Consider the following 18,912-nt stretch of genomic DNA (forward strand, 5'->3'; position numbering starts at 1 on the left):
GTCACGGCGTGGGGAAGTCGGTCGGGGAATCGGCGGGGAGGTCGTCCGGGCCGCTGCCGAAGACTCCGTCGGCCAGGTCGAAGAAGGTGTGCACACCGATCATGAAGGCGACGCAGATCGCCGCGAACACCCCGAGGAAGGCGAGCAGTACGCCGGACTCGGCCATGAGGCGGCCCCGCATGGGCGGCAGCGCGGTCGCCCGCTCCGGGTGCTCGGGGGTGTAGTGGACGGTGACGTAGTCACCCTCGATGACGGTCCCCGGGCCGTTCTTCTCCTCGAAGCGGACGGGGCGGCCGTCGGCGGCCGTGAACTCGTAGACATGGTGCAGGGTCGTCCGGGTGCGGTGGTACTCGCCGGCGTCGCTCCTGGTCGTGGTGTACGTGCGCAGACAGCGGCCCTCGGCGGTGAAGCCGCTGTTCCAGGCGGCGCTGATGCGCCGGGAGCGGAGGACCACGGTGGCGGCCATGGCGAGGGCGCCGGCGAGCATGAGCGACGGAACGAGGTAGAAGATGACGTCCATGGTGGTTCCCCCGGGTGTGCTGGTCGGTGCACAGGCGTGCCGGTCGGTGCACGTGTCGGGAACGTACCCCTGAGGTACTACGGGTTGCCTCAGGGGAAGCTCAGAGTTCCGGGCGATACCTCGGGACTACACCCTCGGAGCTACCCCTTCAGACGTACCCCCTCGGTACTACCTCCCCGGTACCGCTCCGGGGCTCCCCCTGGAGCAGTCACCCTCCGGTCTCCCCCCGCCCCGCGCAGAACGCCACGGTGAGGTCCTTCACCAGCGCCTTGCGCTCGTAGTCGTCCAGTTCGACCAGACCGCGCATGGTGAGCCGGGTGACCGTGTCCTCCACCGAGTCGACGACCGACGTGAGGACCGAGGCCCGGTGCTGCGCGTCCAGCGCGGCGATCCGGCGGCGGTGCATCGCGGCGGCGACCTCGGGGGCGTACTCGACCCGGACGGGCTGGACGGAGTACACCTCAAGGCCGATGGCCCCCGCGTCCGCCGCGACCAGCCGGGTCAGCGCGTCCCCGGCGGTCTCGACCGGCCCGCGCCCGGCGCCCGGCATCTCCACCGGGATCCGCGCGAGCGCCGCCTCGACGCATTCACGCAGGTAGGTCTCATGGTCCTCGACCCCGAGCGTGGCCCGCGCGGTGTCGCGCACCCGCCACACGACGAGGACGACGGCCCGCAGCGCGACCCCGCTGCCGTCGGCGGCCGGCATCGGCTCACTGCGCCAGTGCCGCAGCCGTACGTCGACCCGGCGGCGCAGCAGGAGGGGGTTCACCCACATCAGCCCCGTACGCCGGACGGTCCCCCGGTACCGGCCGAACAGCCCCAGCACCCACGCCCGTCCGGTCCGGCCGCGCGCGAGCCCGCCGAACCCGAACAGGCCGAGCGCCCCGGACCCGGCGTAGGCGGCCCACTGGGCGAGGCCGAGGCCCGTCCCCGTGTACATCGGAAGGTGGAGGGCCTCGGACACGAGGTGCGGGAGGACGCCGGCCCACCAGGAGGTGACGACGCAGCCCGCGGCGCCGCAGGTGCCGGCGAGGACACCGACGGCTCCGGGGAGGACCCGCGCGGGGCGCTCCACCAGGGCGGGGTCGACCTGGGCGGCCGGACGGGGGGTGCCCTGGCCGGGACGTCTGAGGCGAGGGGTGGGGGGCTGTGGTCCTTGAGTACTACGGGGAGGAGCACTACGGGGAGTACCGCCCGGGGTACGGCTGACCAGCGCCTGGTCCACCGATACCAGAGGACCAGGCTCGGGGTCGTCCCGGAAGAGGAGGTGTACGGGGATCTCGGTGGTGGCCTCGTTCTGGATCAGCCGGGTGGGGCGAGGGGCCCCCTCGGGCGTCCCCTCCGGCCGTTCCTCCGCCGGCCCTCCGGGACCAGGCGTCTGTGAAGTGGTCGTCCTGCTCATGTCTGCCTCCAGCCTCCGCGCCAGATGCGTCAACGTTTCTGCGGTCCGCGCGTCGTCCGCGCCCACGACAGGGTCAGGAGAAGAGGCGCCTCCAGGTCTCGGGGCCCGGATAGCCGTCGGCGGCGGCTCCCCGCCAGCCCTGGGCGCGCTGGAACGCCTCGACGGCACGCCGGTCGGCGTCACCCCAGCGGGGGGTGGGTCCGGTGCCGTAGTACCTCCCGTACCCCTTGCGTACGAGCTGTTCGCCCAGCCGGGTGACGTACGTGTTCTCGGCGCCCGGCCGGAAGTACGCGCGCCCCGGGAAGGCGGGCACGGCGGTCGCGGGGGCGGGCGGGCCGGGGGTGCCGGTGACGATGTCGCGGCCCTTGCCGGTGATCAGCAGGGCCCAGGTGTCGGGGCCGGGGATGCCGTCCGCGTCGGTGCCCCGCCAGCCCTGGGCCTGCTGGAACGCCTGGGTGGCGCGCCGGTCGGCGGTGGACCAGCGGGGCCCGGGACCTGTCGTATAGAAACGTTTCGCCCCGCGCTCGACGAGCATCTGTCCCAGCGCTGTGACGTGTGCGTTGTTCGCGCCGGGGCCGAAGTAGGAGCGGCCCGGGAAGGGGGTGGCGCCGTCGGTCTGAGCGCCCCCCGTACCCGTAGTACCCGTCACTCCTGAGTACCGGTAGGCGACGTACCGGTCGGAGTGGGTCCAGTAGGCGTAGGGGGTGGCCTGGCGGCGGGTGCCGGGGCGGGTCTGCTCGTACGCGATGTAGTAGCTGTGGGTGTAGTCCGTCCAGCCGCCGAAGATCACCACGTGGGATCCCTTCTGGGGGTCGACCGGGTTGTGGAACAGGAGGATGTCGCCGGGCTGGAGGTCCTCCTTGGCGACGCGGACGCCGTAGCGGTCGAGGGTGCCCGTCCACTCGTTGCCGGGGAGGTTCCAGGCCATCGAGACGAACCCGGAGCAGTCCTGCCGGTAGCCGTCCGACCAGTACGCGGTCATGCTGTACGGCACTTTCGCGGCGACCCACTGCTTCGCGCGCCGGATGATGTCGGCGCGGGTGGTGGCCGGGGCCTTCACCGGGGTCGCCGGGCGGCCGGACGGACCGTGCAGCGGGGCCGCGCCGCCCTGGGGGGTCTCGGGCTCGCCACCTGCGGGAACGGCGCGGGCGGCGCTCTGGGGCGCGGCCTCGGCGGGGGGCGCGTGCGCGGCGCCGAGGGCCGCGGTGGCGGCCGACGCGGTGGCCACGACGATCACCGCGCGAGGGGTGACGGCGAGCGCCGGGCGGCCGGGGCCGATCGGTCTGCGGCGTACGCAGCCGGTGCAGCCGCAGTCGTTCGCGGGATCGATCTCCTCGAATACCGGAGTCTCCATGAGACGCCCCTCACACTCCGCCGGACATATCCACTTCCGTGCACATTCGCCAGCTTCTCAACTGTCACCCGGGCTCGCATGTTGACGGTCCGAATGATGTAACCGGGTAGTACTCGGGTGTTCGACCGGGCGTTCGGACGGTCGGGATCACCCCCGGGCGTCCTGTAGAGTTACGACGTCAGCAGGCGCCGCTAGCTCAGTTGGTTAGAGCAGCTGACTCTTAATCAGCGGGTCCGGGGTTCGAGTCCCTGGCGGCGCACAGACCGGAGAAGCCTCCCGAGTGATCGAGGGGCTTTTCCGCGTTCCCGGGCTGTTACGGCACCGCCCGCCGGGGTAGACCGCGCCAAAGGAGGCGGCCGGAAGGGGAGCGCGGAATGCAACACACCACCCGGGAAGGCCGGTTGGCGGCGGCTCTGCTGGAGGCGGCCGACACCCTCGCCGACGGCTTCGACACCGCCGCCCATCTACGGCTGGTCTCCGCCCGGTGCGCCGAACTGCTGGCCGCCAGGGCCGTCGGGATCACACTGGTCGGCGACGGGGGCGAGACGCTCGCGGCCGGCGGCAGCGGGCGGCTCGCGGTGGTCCTGCTCAAGGCGCAGCGGGGTGGCGGACCTTGCGCGGAGAGTCACCGCACCGGGCGGCCCGTCCTGCCCGTCTCCCTGCGCAGCCCTCAAGTCGCTGCCCGGTGGCCCGAGTTCACGTCCGTCGCGCTGCGACACGGGATCGGTACGACGTTCGCGGTGCCTTTACGGCGTGGGGGGTCGCCTCTCGGGGCGCTCAATGTCTTCGACGCCAACCGTCAGGTTCCCGGCGGGAGTTCGGGGGTGATGAGGGCTCCGGGGGTGGTCGGGGCGCTGGGAGCAACCGACGCTCCGGGGGCGGTCGGGGCTTCGGGGCCGGTCGGGGCTTCCGCCTCCGTCGTGACGGCCCAGTCGATCGCCGACGCCGCCGCGCTGGGGCTGTACAACCATCGTGCGCACGATCAATTCCGCACGCTCTCCGGGCAGTTGCAGCACGCGCTGACCAGCCGGGTACACATCGAGCAGGCCAAGGGGATCCTGGCCGAACGCCGGCGGGTAAGTGTGGACGAGGCGTTCGACGTCCTGCGCGGATACGCCCGCCGCAACCGGCTGCCGCTGGACTCGGTGGCTCGTTCCATCATCGAACAGACCTTGGGTGACCATGAGTTGGGGGACCACCGGGCGCCCCGACCGCCCCGGCACCCGCGCGGGCCGTCGTACACGTGGCGCGACACCTGCGGGGATGACGGTTAGTCACGGCGTCGGGACTTGGCGTCAAAAGCACCTAGGCCCGGGGCCCTGATCCGTTCTACAGTCTTCCTCGGACACCTCGGCCTCCTCGGCTCTACGGCCTTGCGGTGCCACTCCGTTACTCTTCACAGACGGCCCCAGCCCCCGGCCTGCACACAAACCCACCGAGGTTTCCACAAGCCTCCCGCGCCGGTCGCCGGGTTTCTCCCGCAGCCCGAGCGCGCGCGGTCGAGGACCTGCCCGGTCGGCGGTTTCGGGGGAGCGGGCCGCCGGCCGGGACAGGTGTAGTCCCTTGTGGGGTACGGGAGTTCAGGGCCTCGTACCCGTGAGGTACGCGGAGACGATCACGTTCGCCGTGTAGCTGCGGCTGACCCGGTCGAAGGTGCCGCCGCAGGTGATCAGCCGTAGCTCCGCGCGCCCCGACTCCCTTGTGCCGTACGCCCGTTGGGCGTCGAAGCGGTCGCGCCGGACGACCTCCACGTCGTCCACCGTGAATTCGGCGACCTTTCCGTCGCCGCGCACCACGCGGACCGTCTCGCCCGCCATCACCGTGCTGAGCTTGTAGAAGACGGCCGGGCGGGTCTCGGTGTCGACGTGCCCCACCAGCAGCGCGGTGCCGCGCGCGCCGGGGGTGACGCCGGCCGCGTACCAGCCGACGACGCCGGCCTGGTCGTAGGGCGGGGGGTCGATCGCGCCGCTCGCGTCGAGGCCGCGGGCCACCACGGGGGCCTGTACGCCGAGTTCGGGGATGTCGATGCGCTGCGGGAGGGCCTTGGTCAACGGACGTGCGGCGGGCGGGAGTTGCCGCTCCGGTGGACGTCCCACCGCCGCTATGTCGCCCGTCGTGGGGGCGGACATTCCGCCAGGGACCTCGGTGACCTCGCGGCCCCACAGCCAGAGGCCCAGGAGAAGGAGCGCCCAGGCGATGCCGGTGAGGAGGCGGGTGGGGTGGGAGGAGCGGGGGTGGTCGGACACCGGTCAGGGCTTTCGGGGGGTGGCGTCGGGGGGTGTGGGGGTGACGCCGGGAGCGGTGGGTGCGGGGGTGGTGCCGGAGGCGGTGGGTACGGGGGTGGGGGTAGGGGGTACGCCGGACGCGGCAGGTACGGCGGGCGGCACGGTGAGCCCAGCGGGCGGCACGGCGAGTACGGCGGTGGGCACGGCGGCTGCGGTGGCTCCGCGTCTGCGGAGGACCCCCCGGAGGGCCAGCACCGCGAGGGCGGCGAGGCCCGCGAGGGTGAGGCCGGTTACGGCGTGCGCGGTGTTGGGGGCGGTGGCGCGGGGCTGGGCCAGGGTCCGAGGGTGGGGCAGGGTCCGCGCCGGGTTCTCCACCCGGTTCGCGAGCAGGTCCGCCGCTCCTCCGCCGCCCGCGCGGACCGGGGCCACCGGGGTGGCGTGCGGGGTCGCGCCGGGGCCCGCGACCGTGATCCTGCCCTTGATCTCGATGTCCGCGCAGGTGATCGTCACGGCGTACGCGCCCGGCTCGGTCATCGAGCGGATCTTCGTCTCGCCGACGAGGGTGCCGTCGGTGCCGATCAGGCGGGCGTCCGAGACGAAGGCGCCGGACACAGCCTTCGCCGTCTTCCCCGTGCAACCGCTGACCTTGAGAGCTACTTCACCGCCGGCCACGGGCGTCGACGGGACCACCGAGACGCTCCGGTCCCCGTCCGCCGCGTACGCCGCAGGTACGACCGGGGCGAGAGCCAGGGCGGCGACCAGGACACCGGTGCGGAGCGTGAAGCGTGGTGAACCCATCGTGAAACCTCCAGATATCTGGAGGCTCCCCCACGGGGTCGGATCCCGCACCCTCAGTAGGGGTGGGCTACTCCGTCCGGGTGGGGGTCCCGAGGTGGGTCCAGGCACCCCGGAAACGGCGGTGTTCCGGGCGCCGGGGTGGTTCAGATCCGTTCGACGAGGTCGGCGATCGAGTCGACGATCTTCGAGGGGCGGTAGGGGAAGTTCTCCACCTGCTCGGGCTGGGTGAGCCCCGTGAGGACCAGGTACGTCTGCATGCCCGCCTCGATGCCGGCCAGGACGTCCGTGTCCATCCGGTCGCCGATCATCGCGCTGCTCTCGGAGTGCGCGCCGATCGCGTTCAGCCCGGTCCGCATCATCAGGGGGTTCGGCTTGCCCGCGAAGTACGGCTGCTTGCCGGTCGCCTTCGTGATCAGCGCGGCCACAGCGCCGGTCGCGGGGAGGGGTCCCTCTGTGGAGGGACCGGTCTCATCCGGGTTGGTGCAGATGAACCGGGCGCCGTCGTTGATCAGCCGGACCGCCTTCGTCATCGCCTCGAAGGAATACGTCCGCGTCTCGCCGAGGACGACGTAGTCCGGCTCGTGGTCGGTCAGCACGTACCCGATGTCGTGCAGCGCGGTCGTCAGACCGGCCTCGCCGATCACGTACGCCGTGCCGCCCGGCCGCTGGTCGTCCAGGAACTTCGCGGTCGCGAGCGCCGAGGTCCAGATGTTGTCGACCGGCACGTCCAGGCCCATCCGCCGCAGCCGGGCGTGCAGGTCGCGGGGTGTGTAGATCGAGTTGTTCGTCAGCACCAGGAACGGCTTGCCCGAGTCCCGCAGCTTCTTCAGGAACGCGTCGGCCCCCGGGATCGGGACACCCTCGTGAATCAGCACACCGTCCATGTCGGTGAGCCACGACTCGATGGGCTTGCGGTCTGCCATGTGCGGGGTCTCCTGCCGTGCCGTACACGAACGCACCGTGAGTGCGTCGTGGGGCCCACCCTAAGCACAGGTCGGATCTTGAGGGAATGGGTGGATTTCCTGGGAATGGCCGGTGGGTTGCGGGGCGGGGTGGATGGGGGGGACTTGAGAGGGAGGGGGTGAGGGGCGAGGGCTCGGAGGTAGGGGGTACTGGGGAGGTAGGGGACGCCCCGTAGTACCGGGGAGGGACGGCCGGACGGTACGACGCGCCGCCCCCCTTACCGGTAGCGCCTCCGGCGTACGACGACGACTCCCGCCCCCGCCGCGACAAGGCCCCCGGCGAACACCGCCGCCCCCACCACGACCGGCCCGGCCCCCGTACCGGCGAGTTCACGGCCCTCCTCGGTACGCGCCCCCGTCCCCCGCGGGGCGTAGGTCGAGCTGGAACCGGTCATCCCCTCGACGGTGAACCGGTAGCCGCCGGACTGACCGACCCACTCCCCGTCGTCCCCCCGACGCTGCACGACAGCGGCGTGGGCGGTGACGTCGTTGGTGACGGCGTCGGAGGTGAACGAGAGGCGGAGCTTCACGGTGAGGGTGCGGTGCGCGGGGACGGAGAACCCGGCGAAGCCGCTGCCCCCGGCGCCCGCGCCCCCCTCCTCACCGGCGCCGTCCGCGTCCCCCTCGACGAACGGCCCGACCAGTTCGTCCGCGTCCGTCTCCTCGAACCGGACCGCGCGGGGGCGCTCACCGTCGTAGAACTCCAGATGGACCTGGCCCGCCTTCAACTCCCGCCGCCCGTCGACCAGGACGACCACCGGGTGCACCCCGGCGCAGTCCCGCCCGGTGCTGTTCACCAGGTCCAGGTACCAGACCCCGTACCCGCCCCCGGACTCGTAGCTCTCAGGTCCACCCCGCAGCCGGGCGGCGAGCGGGAAGTCCCGGGCGTCGGGGCCGGCGCAGGCGGGAGCTTCGACGGCGTACGCGGAGAGGGGGGCGGGGGCTACGCGGAGAGCGGCCGGGGCTGCCGGGGCCGGAGCTACACGGAGACCGGCCAGGGCTGCCGGGGCGAGGGCGGCGGCGGGGGTGGAGAGGAGGGCGGGGCCGAGGAGGGCGGGGGCGAGGGCTGCCCCGGCGAGTCGGCGGGCGTGGGACAGGCAGGGTCGCATGGTCACGTGAGCCTGCCCGAGTACGCCGGGTTGAGGGCCTCGGCGCTCCGGTGGGGTGCCGGAGTCCGCCCGTTCAGCTCATCCGACATACACACGAGTCACGTACGGCTGCGTGGGGGCGTTGGTATTAGCCGTCTACACCTCCGGAGCTACGGCTCCCCCTACCCCCGCCCGAACACCTCCGCCAACCGCAGCTGCGCCGCCCCCACCGCGACCCCCCGCGACCCGCCGTCGGCGAGCCGCACCGGCACCTCCCCCACCTCGGCGGAGACCCCTCGCACGAACACCTCCGGTGCCTGTTCGACCCGGCGTCCGCCGAGCAGGACCCGGTCGATGTCCAGGAGTCCGACGAGGTTCGCGGCGCCCACGCCCAGCAGCCGGGCCGCCTCCTGCGGGTCCCCGCGGTCGAGGGCGGCCAGGCACAGGACCTCGACGCAGCCGGACTTTCCGCAGGGGCAGGGCGGGCCGTCGAGGAGAATCACCTGGTGGCCGAACTCCCCGGCGCCCGTGCGCGCCCCCCGGTGGACCGTGCCGGCGATGACGAGCCCCGCGCCGAGGCCGGTGCCGAGGTGGAGGTAGGCGAAGGAGCCGCCCTCGCCCGCGGCGGAGAGGCCGAGGGCGGCGGCGTTGGTGTCCTTGTCGACGACGACGGGGACGCCGAGCTCGCGGGCGAGGACGTCACGCAGGGGGAAGCCGTCCCAGTCGGGAAAGCCGGTGACACGGCCGAGTACCCCGTAGGTATGGTCCAGCGGCCCCGGAAGGGCTACCCCCACCCCCAGAAGTCCCACGACCCCCTCCGCGAGGACTCCCCGCACCTCACGTACTAGACCGTCTACAACCTCGGAGGTACCCGCCCCCAGGTCCAGCGGGGTACACCGTTCGGCGGCAACCCGCCCGTCCAGCCGGACGAGGACCACGCGCAGTTCGTCCCGGTCGAGGTGCACCCCCACGGCGTGCCCCGCCTCGGGGACGAGCCGCAGGACGGTGCGGGGCTTGCCGCCGGTGGAGGCGCGGCGGCCGGCCTCCGCCGCGAGGCCCTCCTCCCGCAGCCGCGCGGTGATCTTGCTGACGGCCTGCGGGGTGAGCCCGGTCCGCTCGGCGAGTTCGAGGCGGCTGATCCCGTCGGCGCCGGCCGTGCGCAGCAGGTCGAGCACGAGCGCGGTGTTGTGCCCGCGCACGGCGAGGAGGTTGGTGCCCGTCGTACGCCCCGGGTCGTTCGTCCTGTTCACGGCTCCATTCTCGCCCGCGCTTGCACTTTGGCAACAGCGTTGCCAAAGTGGACGGCATGAGTACTGGCGCTGCTGCGAACCCCCTCCGCGTGGGCCTGATCGGCTACGGCCTCGCGGGTTCCGTCTTCCACGCCCCGCTGATCGGCACGACGAAGGGCCTGACACTCGACACGGTCGTCACCTCGAACCCGGACCGCCAGGCGCAGGCGCGCGCCGAGCACCCGGGTGCCGGGGTCGTCGCGACGCCGGACGAACTCCTCGCGCGGGCGGGCGAGTTGGACCTGGTGGTGATCGCGTCCCCGAACAGGACACATGTCCCGCTGGCGACCGCCGCGCTCGACGCGGGGCTGCCGGTCATCGTCGACAAGCCGATCGCGGGAACGGCGGAGGAGGCCCGCGCGCTGGCGGCGCTCGCCGAGGAGCGCGGTCTGCTGCTGTCCGTCTTCCAGAACCGCCGCTGGGACAACGACTTCCTCACGCTGCGCAAGCTCCTCGCGGACGGCGAACTCGGTGACGTATGGCGGTTCGAGTCCCGCTTCGAGCGCTGGCGTCCGCTGCCGAAGGGCGGCTGGCGCGAGTCCGGCGACCCGGCAGAGATCGGAGGTCTGCTGTACGACCTGGGTAGTCACCTGGTAGACCAGGCGCTGGTGCTGTTCGGTCCGGTGACGTCCGTGTACGCGGAGGCGGACGTCCGCCGGCCCGGCGCCGAGACCGACGACGACACGTTCATCGCGCTGACGCACGCGAACGGCGTCCGCACCCACCTGTACGCGTCCGCGACGACCGCCCAACTGGGGCCGCGTTTCCGGGTGCTGGGGTCGAAGGCGGGGTTCGTGAAATACGGGCTCGACCCGCAGGAGGCGGCGCTGCGGGAGGGTGCGCGGCCGGGGTCCGGGTGGGGCGTGGAGCCCGAGGAGCTGTGGGGGCGGGTCGGCTCCGGGGAGTCGCCGTCGACCGGGGGCGGGCGGGCCGTGCCGACCCTGCCTGGGGACTACCCCGCTTACTACGCTGCGGTGACCGAGGCACTGACCGGCGGCGGCCCGAACCCGGTGCCCGCCACCGAGGCGGCCACCGCCCTCGACGTCCTGGAGGCGGCCCGCCGTTCGGCACGAGACGGATCGACGGTGAACCTGTGATGGTGAACGAGAAGCCCGCCCTGGAAATCACCCCCACGCTCGATGAGCTGAAATCCCAGGAACGGCGTCTGGTATTCCGGCAATTCACTTACGAGGACGCCTGGGCGCTGGGTTCCCTCCTGGTCGGACTGGCCCGTGAGCGCGAGGCTCCCGTGGCGATCGACATCCACCGCGCCGGACAGCAGCTCTTCCATGCCGCGCTGCCCGGCTCGTCCCCCGACAACGACGCCTGGATCGCCCGGAAACGCCGGGTCGTGGAGCGGTACGGTTCCGCTTCCTATCGGGTGGGCGCGGAATTCAGGGCGAAGGGGACGACTTTCGAGGAATCGTCCCGCCTCGACCCCGACACGTACGCGGCGCACGGCGGCTCGTTCCCCGTCACCGTGGAGGGAGTGGGCGTGATCGGGGCCGTGACGGTGTCGGGGCTCCCGCAGCTGGAGGACCACAGACTCGTGGTCGAGGCGCTGGAGGAATTCCTCGGGAAGGACTGACGGCTCAGGCGTCCTTGAATTCCTGCCGCTGCCGCCCGAGCCCTTCGATCTCCAGCTCCACCACGTCACCGGCCCGGAGATAGGGCTTGGGCTCGGGCCTTCCCAGCGCGACCCCGGCGGGCGTACCGGTATTGATGACGTCGCCGGGGTAGAGCGTCATGAACTGGCTGACATAGCGCACGACCTCACCCACCGGGAATATCTGTTCGGCGGTGGTGCCGTTCTGCTTCTGTTCTCCGTTGACCCAGAGTTTCAGTGTGAGGTTCTGCGGGTCGGGAATCTCGTCGGCGGTCACGAGCCAGGGCCCGAGCGGGTTGAACGTCTCGCAGTTCTTTCCCTTGTCCCAGGTGCCGCCCCGCTCGAGCTGGAATTCACGTTCCGACACGTCGTGCGCCACCGCGTAACCGCCGACATGCGCGAGCCCTTCCTCGGCGGATTCCAGATAGCGGGCGGTACGGCCGATGACGACCGCCAATTCGACTTCCCAGTCCGTCTTCACGGAACCGCGCGGCACGAGAACCGTGTCATAAGGACCCACGACCGTGTCGGCGGCCTTGAAGAAGACCACCGGTTCCGCGGGCGGCTCGGCGCCGGTCTCCCGGGCGTGGTCGTGGTAATTGAGGCCGATGCACACGATCTTCCCGATCCGGCCGACCGGCGCCCCCACGCGTTCCGCGTCCGCGTCGATCGCGGGCAGTCCACCGCCGGCGACGGCGTCCCGGACCCGCGCCAGGGCCGCCCCGTCCGCGAGGAGGGCGCCGTCGATGTCGTCCACGAGCCCGGAGAGGTCCCGTAGTACTCCAGCGGTATCCAGCGCCGCGGGGCGTTCCGCCCCCGCCGTACCGACGCGCAGCAGCTTCATGGCCGTAGTACCTCTCCCTCGCTGGTGGTACGTCTCCGGTGACCCCAGCCCTCCGATGTCTGCTCGAATCCTCCGATCTCTCCGTTCAGTCCGCAATACCCCGTTCACGTGCTGGACCGCCGTGACGGCGGGTGCGTCACCTGTGGAGCAGCGCCCTCTCCGCCGTCCCCCACGCCGTACTCGTCACGATGTACAGCGCGGCGGCCAGGGGGACGACGGCGACGCTCACCAGCGTGAAGAACGACAGGTACGGCATCACCCGGGTGACCGCGCCGAGGCCCGGGACCTCGCTGCCCGGGGCGGCCGGCACGCTCGCGCTCAGGGTGCGCCGGCCCTGCCGGTACCCGAACCAGGCGACGACCGCGACGAGGGCGAAGAGGCCCAGGTAGACGAGGCCCGCCGGGCCGAACAGGCCGCCGCCGCCGCCCAGCGCGTCGGTCCACCGCTTCCCCAACGGCGCGGCCAGCAGCTCGTGTTCGAGGAGGCCGTTGGGCTCGCCGCCGATCGTCGGGCGGGAGAAGAGGTGGAACAGGATGAAGAACACCGGGAGTTGGATCAGGCTCGGCAGGCAGCCCGCGAGCGGGGACACCTGTTCCTTCGCGTGCAGCTCCAGGACCGCCTTCTGGAGGCGCTCCGGGTCCTTGCCGTGCTTCTTGTTCAGTTCGGCGATCTTCGGTTGCAGTGCCTTGCGCGCCTTCTGCCCGCGCGCCGACGCCCGGGACAGGGGGTGGACGAGGAGGCGGACGAGGGCGGTCAGCAGGATGATCGCGGCGGCTGCCGCGGAGGCGTGGAAGAGGGGTTCGAGCAGGGCGGCGAACCGCTCGACCAGGGACGCGAGGACGGACATGGTGGGTGAGCCCTCCGGGGGTCTCGTCGTGCCGGGAGTGGTGGGGCGGCATGACGACGCACGCGGGCAGGCGTGTCCCACTGGAGGGGGCGGACTTCTCTCGCCGCCCGGCCTGTGACCTGCGGGTGCCCTACGCGGTGGTCGTCCGGAGGGCGAGCCCTGGGGCCCTGGGCCTGGAGCGGCCCGAGGCGTCGGGGTCACGTTGCGGCAGGAAGGCCGTACGGCGGGCCCTGTCCCGGATCGCCGTACGTATGCGCGCGCCCGGGACGGGGGGTGCGCAGCGGGCGGCGAGGAGGCGGCAGAGGGCGAACGCCGAGCCGATCGCGGCGGCCACGGCGAGGGTGACGGAGAGGGGGCCGGTGTCGAGGAGGAGAGCGCCGGCGAGGAGGACGAGGAGGGAGGCGAACGCGCGTACCGGGAACCGGTTCTGCAATCGCTCCATCATCCACTCCCCCTCTGTCGCTCGGCCCGGCCGGGCTCGGCCAGGCAGCCTGATCGGTGTCTGTGCCCTGAAGACGAACGGGCTCCCCCTGAGGTTCCCGCGCCGGACGATCTTTTTCGGTCACCCCCGCCGCTCGCTGGACACCAGCTTCCCCCACACCACCAGCCGGTACCGGGACGTGTACTCCGGGGTGCAGGTGGTCAGCGTGACGTACGCCCCAGGTATGTCGTACCCGTACCCCGGGTGGACGATCGAGCGGGGTACGGGGCGTAGTACTCCGGAGTCACGGGCCGAGGTCTGCGGCAGGATGCGGTCGACGGCGTACGTGTAGACGGTGGACGCGGTCTCCACCCGTACGGCGTCACCCCGCCGGAGCCGGTCGAGGTGCCGGAAGGGCTCGCCGTGGGTGTTGCGGTGGGCGGCGAGGGCGAAGTTGCCCCGGGCGCCGGGCTGTCGGGTGCCGGGGTAGTGGCCGGCGTACCCCTTGTCGAGGACGCCCCGCTTGTCGATGCCCTTGGCGATCGGGACGCGGACACCGATGCGGGGCAGGACGAGGACGGCGTACGCCTGGGAGTGTCGGGGGGTAGTACCTCCGGGAGACCGGCCCGGACGCCCCCCGGCGGAACCGGAACCGCGGCCGGAGTCGGCGGAGGGGTCCGCCTCGGAGGAGTCGCCCGGGGACGGCTCCCGCCCGCTCCCCCACTGCCGCTCCAGCGCCCGGACCTGGCGCTCGGCGCCCTGCCTGGCCTCCTGGTTGGTCCACCAGAGCTGGTGGACGACGAGCAGCAGCCCCAACACCCCGGCCGTGACGAGGAGTTCGGCGCCGGTCCACAGGAACCTCCGGCGCCGGGCGCGCCGGCGCAGGACGCGGTGCTGCACGACGTACCGGCCGACGGGATTCGGCACGCGGGACCACCTCCGCCACGTCAGGCCCCGATCCGGGGTGCCGGGACCATAAGCGATGGGGACCAAACTCTCCAGACCTGCCCATTCACGGCGTCGCGTTCGTCCGGTCGAACCCTTCTTCCATCGGTTTGTGAAAGGGCTGTCGTATGTCTCGACAACACGGCACGGCACCCCTGATGCTTCCTGTCGCACCCCCACGGGGCCGGTGGACGACCGGACCCTCCCCACAACCGTCGATCGACGACGATCGAACCGGAGTAGCCATGATCCGACGCAGGACACTGCTCGCGGCCGGCGGCGGCGCGTTCCTCGGCACCGCCCTGGCCACCGGCACGGCCCACGCCGACGCGACGATTTCCGTCAACCCCGGCTCCACGTACGGCACTTGGGAGGGCTGGGGCACGTCCCTGGCCTGGTGGGCGAACGTCTTCGGCGCCCGGGACGACTTCGCCGACATCTTCTTCACCACCAAGTCGACGACGTACAACGGCACTTCGCTGCCCGGCCTGGGCCTCAACATCGCGCGCTACAACCTGGGCGCGTGCAGCTCGAACTCGGTGAACGGCGAGTCGATGGTGGCCTCGCCCAACATCCCCGCGTTCAAGCAGATCGAGGGCTACTGGCAGGACTGGAACAACGAGGACCCCGCCTCCTCGGCGTGGAAGTGGACGGCGGACGCCAAGCAGCGCGCCATGCTCCAGAAGGCCGTCGCGCGCGGCGCGACGACCGAGCTGTTCGCCAACTCCCCCATGTGGTGGATGTGTTCGAACCACAACCCGTCCGGCGCGGCCGGCGGCGGCAACAACCTCACGACGTGGAACTACCGCCAGCACGCCTCCCACCTCGCGGCGGTCGCCCTGTACGCCAGGAACAACTGGGGCGTGAACTTCGCGACGGTCGACCCCTTCAACGAGCCCGCGTCGAACTGGTGGACGGCGACCGGCACACAGGAGGGCTGCCACATGGACGCGGCCGTCCAGGCGGCCGTACTCCCCTACATGCGCAGCGAGTTGGACAAGCGGGGCCTGACCGGCGTACGGATCTCGGCGAGCGACGAGACCAACTACGACACGGCACGCAGCACGTGGAACGCGTTCTCGTCGACGACCAAGGGGTACGTCAACCAGGTCAACGTGCACGGGTATCAGGGGTCCGGCGGGCGGAGGGACCTGCTCTACACGGACGTCGTGACGACGTCCGGCAAGAAGCTGTGGAACTCCGAGACCGGCGACAACGACGGCACCGGCATGTCCATGGCCAGCAACCTCCTCTCCGACTTCCGCTGGCTGCACCCGACGGCGTGGGTGTACTGGCAGGTCATGGACCCCTCGTCGAACTGGGCGATGATCGCGTACGACGCCGCGACGCTCACGCCCGGTGCCGTACAGACGAAGTACTACGTCATGGCCCAGTTCAGCCGGCACATCCGGCCGGGTATGACGATCCTCGACACGGGCGTGAGCTACGCGGTGGCGGCGCTCGACCGGTCGGCGAACCGGCTGGTGATCGTCGCGGCGAACACGGCGACGTCGGCGCAGACCCTGACCTTCGACCTCTCCCGGTTCACCACCGTCTCCGGGGGTTCGGGGGGTGTCGTACCGCGCTGGAGCACGCTCACGACCGGCGGCGGCGACCTCTACACGGCCCGCTCGGACATCCGGGTGTCCGGCAAGACGGTCGCGGTGCCGTTCGCGGCAAAGTCGGTGCAGACGCTCCAGATCGACGGGGTGGTCGTGTAGGGGATACCTGAGAGGGACGGGGTGTGGGGGCGCGCACCCGTACCCCGGAGGTATGACGCGCTCCGCTGTACCTGGGTATGGGGTACTGCTGTACCTGGGTACGGGGTACTGCCGTGGGCCGGGGTACGGACCCCCGGCCTGCGGATACCTCACCTTTGTCACCGGCGGGCAGTACCGTGTCGTCCATGCGCCCCGACACGCCCGCCGAGAACGTCGACCACACCGCCGAAGCCGCCCGCCTGGAACGCACCGTGGCCCTCCACCCGGAGGACGCGGAACCGCTCCTGCTGCGGGCGGCGGCCCACCTGGAACTGGCCGGCGACCGCCCCGCGGCAACCGCTCTGTACGACCGCCTGCTGGCGACCCCGGACTCCCTGGACGCCCCGCACCTCACCCGCGCCCTCAAGGCCGCCAACCTCTGGGAGTACGGCCACGAGGCCGAGGCCCGCGCGATCATCGACGGCATCCGCGCGTCCGCCCCGCGCGACCCGGCGCCCTGGGTGATCGTCGCGGAGGCGCTGGAGGCCCACGACGAACTGGAGGCCGCGGAGGCGACGTTCACCGACGGCGCCCGCCTCCTCCTGCCGGACGGCGCCGAACCCCCGTACTCCACGCACCCGTTGCTCTTCGGCCGCCACCGGGTACGCCGCATGCTGGGCGCGGCCCACGACGACTGGGACCAGCTCGCCGACACCCTCCACACCTCGCCGGTCTCCCTCGACGAACTCCACGACCCCAAGCGCGTCTGGTCGTTGGGCTCGGAGAACCCCGACGAACTCGCCGCCGAGATCTCCCGCCTCCGCGCCGAACTCGGCGCCTACCGCGAGGCGTTGTCCCGCCCGTTCCCGGTGGCGATCCTCCACTGGCCGGCCGCGGAACTGACCGAACTCCTCACGGCGTACCCGTCCCTCGCGGCCGAATACCCCTCCCACGAAGCCCACTTGGCGACCATAGAGTCCTCCCTCCGCGAACTCGCCGCCTCCGGCACCCCCAACCTGGGCATCGTCACGGGCACGGTCCCCTCCTACGAGGCCTTCGCCGCGTCCGAGGGCACGTCCCCGTCCGACCCGACGCTCCTGCCGCAGTACGCGACGACGCTGGCGGCACGGGGGCGGGCGGTGGCGTGGCCGCCGCAGCGGGGGGCGGAGTGCTGGTGCGGGTCGGGAAGCGCGTACGGAGAGTGTCACGGAACGGGTGCTTGAGCCGTCTTGTTACAACACACTCTGACCGGCTACCCGCTAAGCCCGCTCGGCGTGTCCCCACTGCGCAAACACACGCACTCCATCGGCTCACTTCTCCCTCGTGCCGAAGTGAGCCGAGTCGAGGGCAGCGCGCAAGGCCACGGCCGCAGCGATGCGCAGAGCCCGTGACACGGCTCGTTGGGCCCCTTTGCGCAACGTCAAAGCCGCTCACGACAAGAGTGGGCACGCCGGCACACTGTCCTTGTGCATGGTGCTGTCCCCTCCTCTCCCGCCGTCTCTGCCCGAATGCGCAGACAGAGTTCGCGCGACACCGCGCCCGAGGTCGCGGTGCGCAAGTTGCTTCATGCAGCAGGGCTGCGCTATCGAGTCAACTTTCCCGTACCCGGCATGCCTCGGCGAAGCATCGACATTGCCTTCAGTCGAGCGAAGGTCGCCGTCTTCCTCGACGGCTGCTTCTGGCACGGGTGCCCCGAGCATGCGACTCACCCGAAGTCAAATGCCGAGTGGTGGCGCGCAAAGTTGAACAAGAACATGATGCGTGATCACGAAACGACTGAACACCTGAGATCATCAGGATGGGTCGTCCTTCGATTTTGGGAGCACGAAATTCCCGATTCGATCGCATCCATCATCACGGAAGAATGGAGAGTTAATTCAGATCTCAAGCACGCAAAATAGGTCGCCCAAGAAGTCGCAAAGCAAAAGTCCGGAAAAATCGCACTCCTAAAGATCACGACAGAGGGATCATGCCCGCTCCATTCATCGATTCACTTTGCGGATATCGCGACGGAAGGCCGAACACATCGGACAAAAATGATCCCGGATCGATCGCCTTGGGAAAAATTTTCTTCGAGGTAATGGGAATTTCCCCCGACGCGATTCCCCCTGATCAGCGCGACCAGAAAACGGCCGTGGGCACCTTGATGAATAGCCTCCTGTCCGCCGACCTCGAAGAATCCCTCAAGGCGGATTCTCCTCATCTCACTGTCGAACCGGAGAAGTCATTTTCAGAATTCGAGCAATTCACACACCTGACCGCTGCACGCGACCTCCGAAGCGACATGACCAAAGAGGTGACAAAAGCAGTAAAGGAACTTGAAGCATACTCCGCAAGCGCAGGACTCGACGAGGCGGTACTGACCAAGCTGATGGGACACCTCGAATCGATTCGTCAACAAGTTGCGGCATCGGAAGAGCGTCGAATTGAGCTTCTTAATCTCCAGGGCGAAGAATCCCTACTCAAACTCGATGTAACCATCGCTCGCAAGTTGACCAACGGCCTCGACGAGGCAACACCGATGCGACACCTGGTAGCGGGCCTGTCCCTGAAGTGGACTCTCCGGACCGACAGGGCCCAGGACTGCAGAAGCCAGGGAGTGAAGATGGCCGCCCTGAGAAGGGGCCGGATGCCTCACTTCGCCGCAGTCACCATGGAGCCCCGCCCTGCCATGCTGGCACTGCTGGGGCGCGGATCAGGCGACATCGACTGCGTCTACCACCTGCACCTGCCCGCCTTGTCCGACGCAATAGACGAGTACTGCTCCGGATCGACTCACAAGTCTCGGCTGGCCATCCGCGACAACTTCAGGCGCCTGCGCGATCAGCGGCGGATCCGTGACTACGACGAGCTGCGTAGGTACATCGCGACACTGTGACGAGCGTGGTTCTTCTCACACTCCCACTCCAGT

The 18,912-nt window shown here is 70.8% G+C and carries 19 protein-coding genes and 1 tRNA gene; 8 read left to right on the forward strand and 12 right to left on the reverse strand.

Annotated features, from left to right (window positions below):
* Position 1 precedes the first annotated feature (1 nt).
* The 3 genes from PV682_RS19220 to PV682_RS19230 form a co-directional block, all read right to left on the reverse strand.
* Positions 2–520 carry a DUF3592 domain-containing protein gene (locus tag PV682_RS19220; protein ID WP_319731401.1) on the reverse strand — a complete coding sequence of 173 codons (519 nt, stop codon included), beginning with the start codon at positions 518–520 and terminating at the stop codon, positions 2–4.
* A 208-nt stretch (positions 521–728) separates the two neighbouring features.
* Entirely contained in the window at positions 729–1,922 is a 1,194-nt protein-coding gene (locus PV682_RS19225) for an SPFH domain-containing protein (RefSeq protein ID WP_319731403.1), read from the reverse strand.
* 73 nt (positions 1,923–1,995) lie between these two features.
* Positions 1,996–3,276: a peptidoglycan-binding protein gene (locus tag PV682_RS19230; protein ID WP_319731405.1), complete on the reverse strand. Its 1,281-nt coding sequence runs from the start codon at positions 3,274–3,276 to the stop codon at positions 1,996–1,998.
* 185 nt (positions 3,277–3,461) lie between these two features.
* Here PV682_RS19230 and PV682_RS19235 point away from each other — a divergent pair.
* Together PV682_RS19235 and PV682_RS19240 are read left to right on the forward strand one after the other, a co-directional pair.
* Positions 3,462–3,535: transfer RNA gene (locus PV682_RS19235), tRNA-Lys, on the forward strand.
* A 115-nt stretch (positions 3,536–3,650) separates the two neighbouring features.
* Complete coding sequence (locus PV682_RS19240) at positions 3,651–4,550, forward strand: ANTAR domain-containing protein (RefSeq protein ID WP_319731407.1); 900 nt, start codon at positions 3,651–3,653, stop codon at positions 4,548–4,550.
* A gap of 306 nt (positions 4,551–4,856) precedes the next feature.
* Here the strand turns inward: PV682_RS19240 and PV682_RS19245 are convergent, their stop codons facing one another.
* From PV682_RS19245 to PV682_RS19265, 5 genes are all read right to left on the reverse strand, one after another.
* Positions 4,857–5,522 carry a class F sortase gene (locus PV682_RS19245; RefSeq protein ID WP_319731409.1) on the reverse strand — a complete coding sequence of 222 codons (666 nt, stop codon included), beginning with the start codon at positions 5,520–5,522 and terminating at the stop codon, positions 4,857–4,859.
* 3 nt (positions 5,523–5,525) lie between these two features.
* The gene (locus PV682_RS19250) at positions 5,526–6,299 is read right to left on the reverse strand and encodes a hypothetical protein (RefSeq protein ID WP_319731411.1); all 774 of its coding nucleotides are present in this window, start codon (positions 6,297–6,299) and stop codon (positions 5,526–5,528) included.
* Between the two features lie 143 nt (positions 6,300–6,442).
* A complete protein-coding gene (locus PV682_RS19255; protein WP_319731413.1) occupies positions 6,443–7,222 on the reverse strand; it encodes an HAD-IIA family hydrolase in 780 nt (259 codons plus the stop codon).
* A gap of 257 nt (positions 7,223–7,479) precedes the next feature.
* A complete protein-coding gene (locus tag PV682_RS19260) occupies positions 7,480–8,370 on the reverse strand; it encodes a hypothetical protein (protein ID WP_319731490.1) in 891 nt (296 codons plus the stop codon).
* A 161-nt stretch (positions 8,371–8,531) separates the two neighbouring features.
* Positions 8,532–9,599 carry an ROK family transcriptional regulator gene (locus tag PV682_RS19265; protein WP_319731415.1) on the reverse strand — a complete coding sequence of 356 codons (1,068 nt, stop codon included), beginning with the start codon at positions 9,597–9,599 and terminating at the stop codon, positions 8,532–8,534.
* A gap of 56 nt (positions 9,600–9,655) precedes the next feature.
* Here PV682_RS19265 and PV682_RS19270 point away from each other — a divergent pair, with 56 nt between their 5' ends.
* Together PV682_RS19270 and PV682_RS19275 are read left to right on the forward strand one after the other, a co-directional pair.
* On the forward strand, positions 9,656–10,735 hold the full coding sequence (locus tag PV682_RS19270; RefSeq protein ID WP_319731417.1) for a Gfo/Idh/MocA family oxidoreductase: 1,080 nt from the start codon (positions 9,656–9,658) through the stop codon (positions 10,733–10,735).
* On the forward strand, positions 10,735–11,226 hold the full coding sequence (locus PV682_RS19275) for a heme-degrading domain-containing protein (RefSeq protein ID WP_319731419.1): 492 nt from the start codon (positions 10,735–10,737) through the stop codon (positions 11,224–11,226). Before PV682_RS19270 ends, PV682_RS19275 begins: the two co-directional genes overlap by 1 nt.
* 4 nt (positions 11,227–11,230) lie before the next feature.
* On the opposite strand, the gene PV682_RS19280 is transcribed toward PV682_RS19275, so the two are convergent.
* The 4 genes from PV682_RS19280 to PV682_RS19295 form a co-directional block, all read right to left on the reverse strand.
* On the reverse strand, positions 11,231–12,088 hold the full coding sequence (locus PV682_RS19280) for a fumarylacetoacetate hydrolase family protein (RefSeq protein WP_319731421.1): 858 nt from the start codon (positions 12,086–12,088) through the stop codon (positions 11,231–11,233).
* A gap of 136 nt (positions 12,089–12,224) precedes the next feature.
* The gene (locus PV682_RS19285) at positions 12,225–12,935 is read right to left on the reverse strand and encodes a YidC/Oxa1 family membrane protein insertase (RefSeq protein WP_319731423.1); all 711 of its coding nucleotides are present in this window, start codon (positions 12,933–12,935) and stop codon (positions 12,225–12,227) included.
* Between the two features lie 130 nt (positions 12,936–13,065).
* Positions 13,066–13,377 (reverse strand): DUF6412 domain-containing protein, encoded by a 312-nt coding sequence (locus PV682_RS19290; protein WP_319731493.1) that lies wholly within the window; start codon positions 13,375–13,377, stop codon positions 13,066–13,068.
* A gap of 120 nt (positions 13,378–13,497) precedes the next feature.
* Complete coding sequence (locus tag PV682_RS19295; protein WP_319731425.1) at positions 13,498–14,283, reverse strand: class E sortase; 786 nt, start codon at positions 14,281–14,283, stop codon at positions 13,498–13,500.
* Positions 14,284–14,546: 263 nt separating this feature from the next.
* Here PV682_RS19295 and PV682_RS19300 point away from each other — a divergent pair, with 263 nt between their 5' ends.
* From PV682_RS19300 to PV682_RS19315, 4 genes are all read left to right on the forward strand, one after another.
* Positions 14,547–16,022: a glycoside hydrolase gene (locus PV682_RS19300; RefSeq protein ID WP_319731428.1), complete on the forward strand. Its 1,476-nt coding sequence runs from the start codon at positions 14,547–14,549 to the stop codon at positions 16,020–16,022.
* A gap of 185 nt (positions 16,023–16,207) precedes the next feature.
* A complete protein-coding gene (locus tag PV682_RS19305; protein WP_319731431.1) occupies positions 16,208–17,224 on the forward strand; it encodes an SEC-C domain-containing protein in 1,017 nt (338 codons plus the stop codon).
* 285 nt (positions 17,225–17,509) lie between these two features.
* Positions 17,510–17,902 carry a very short patch repair endonuclease gene (locus PV682_RS19310; protein WP_319731433.1) on the forward strand — a complete coding sequence of 131 codons (393 nt, stop codon included), beginning with the start codon at positions 17,510–17,512 and terminating at the stop codon, positions 17,900–17,902.
* A gap of 68 nt (positions 17,903–17,970) precedes the next feature.
* Positions 17,971–18,879 carry an NgoMIV family type II restriction endonuclease gene (locus PV682_RS19315; protein ID WP_319731436.1) on the forward strand — a complete coding sequence of 303 codons (909 nt, stop codon included), beginning with the start codon at positions 17,971–17,973 and terminating at the stop codon, positions 18,877–18,879.
* Positions 18,880–18,912 lie beyond the last annotated feature (33 nt).

Origin of the sequence: Streptomyces niveiscabiei (genome assembly GCF_033794345.1) — a bacterium.
GTDB classification, from domain to species: Bacteria; Actinomycetota; Actinomycetes; order Streptomycetales; family Streptomycetaceae; genus Streptomyces; species Streptomyces niveiscabiei.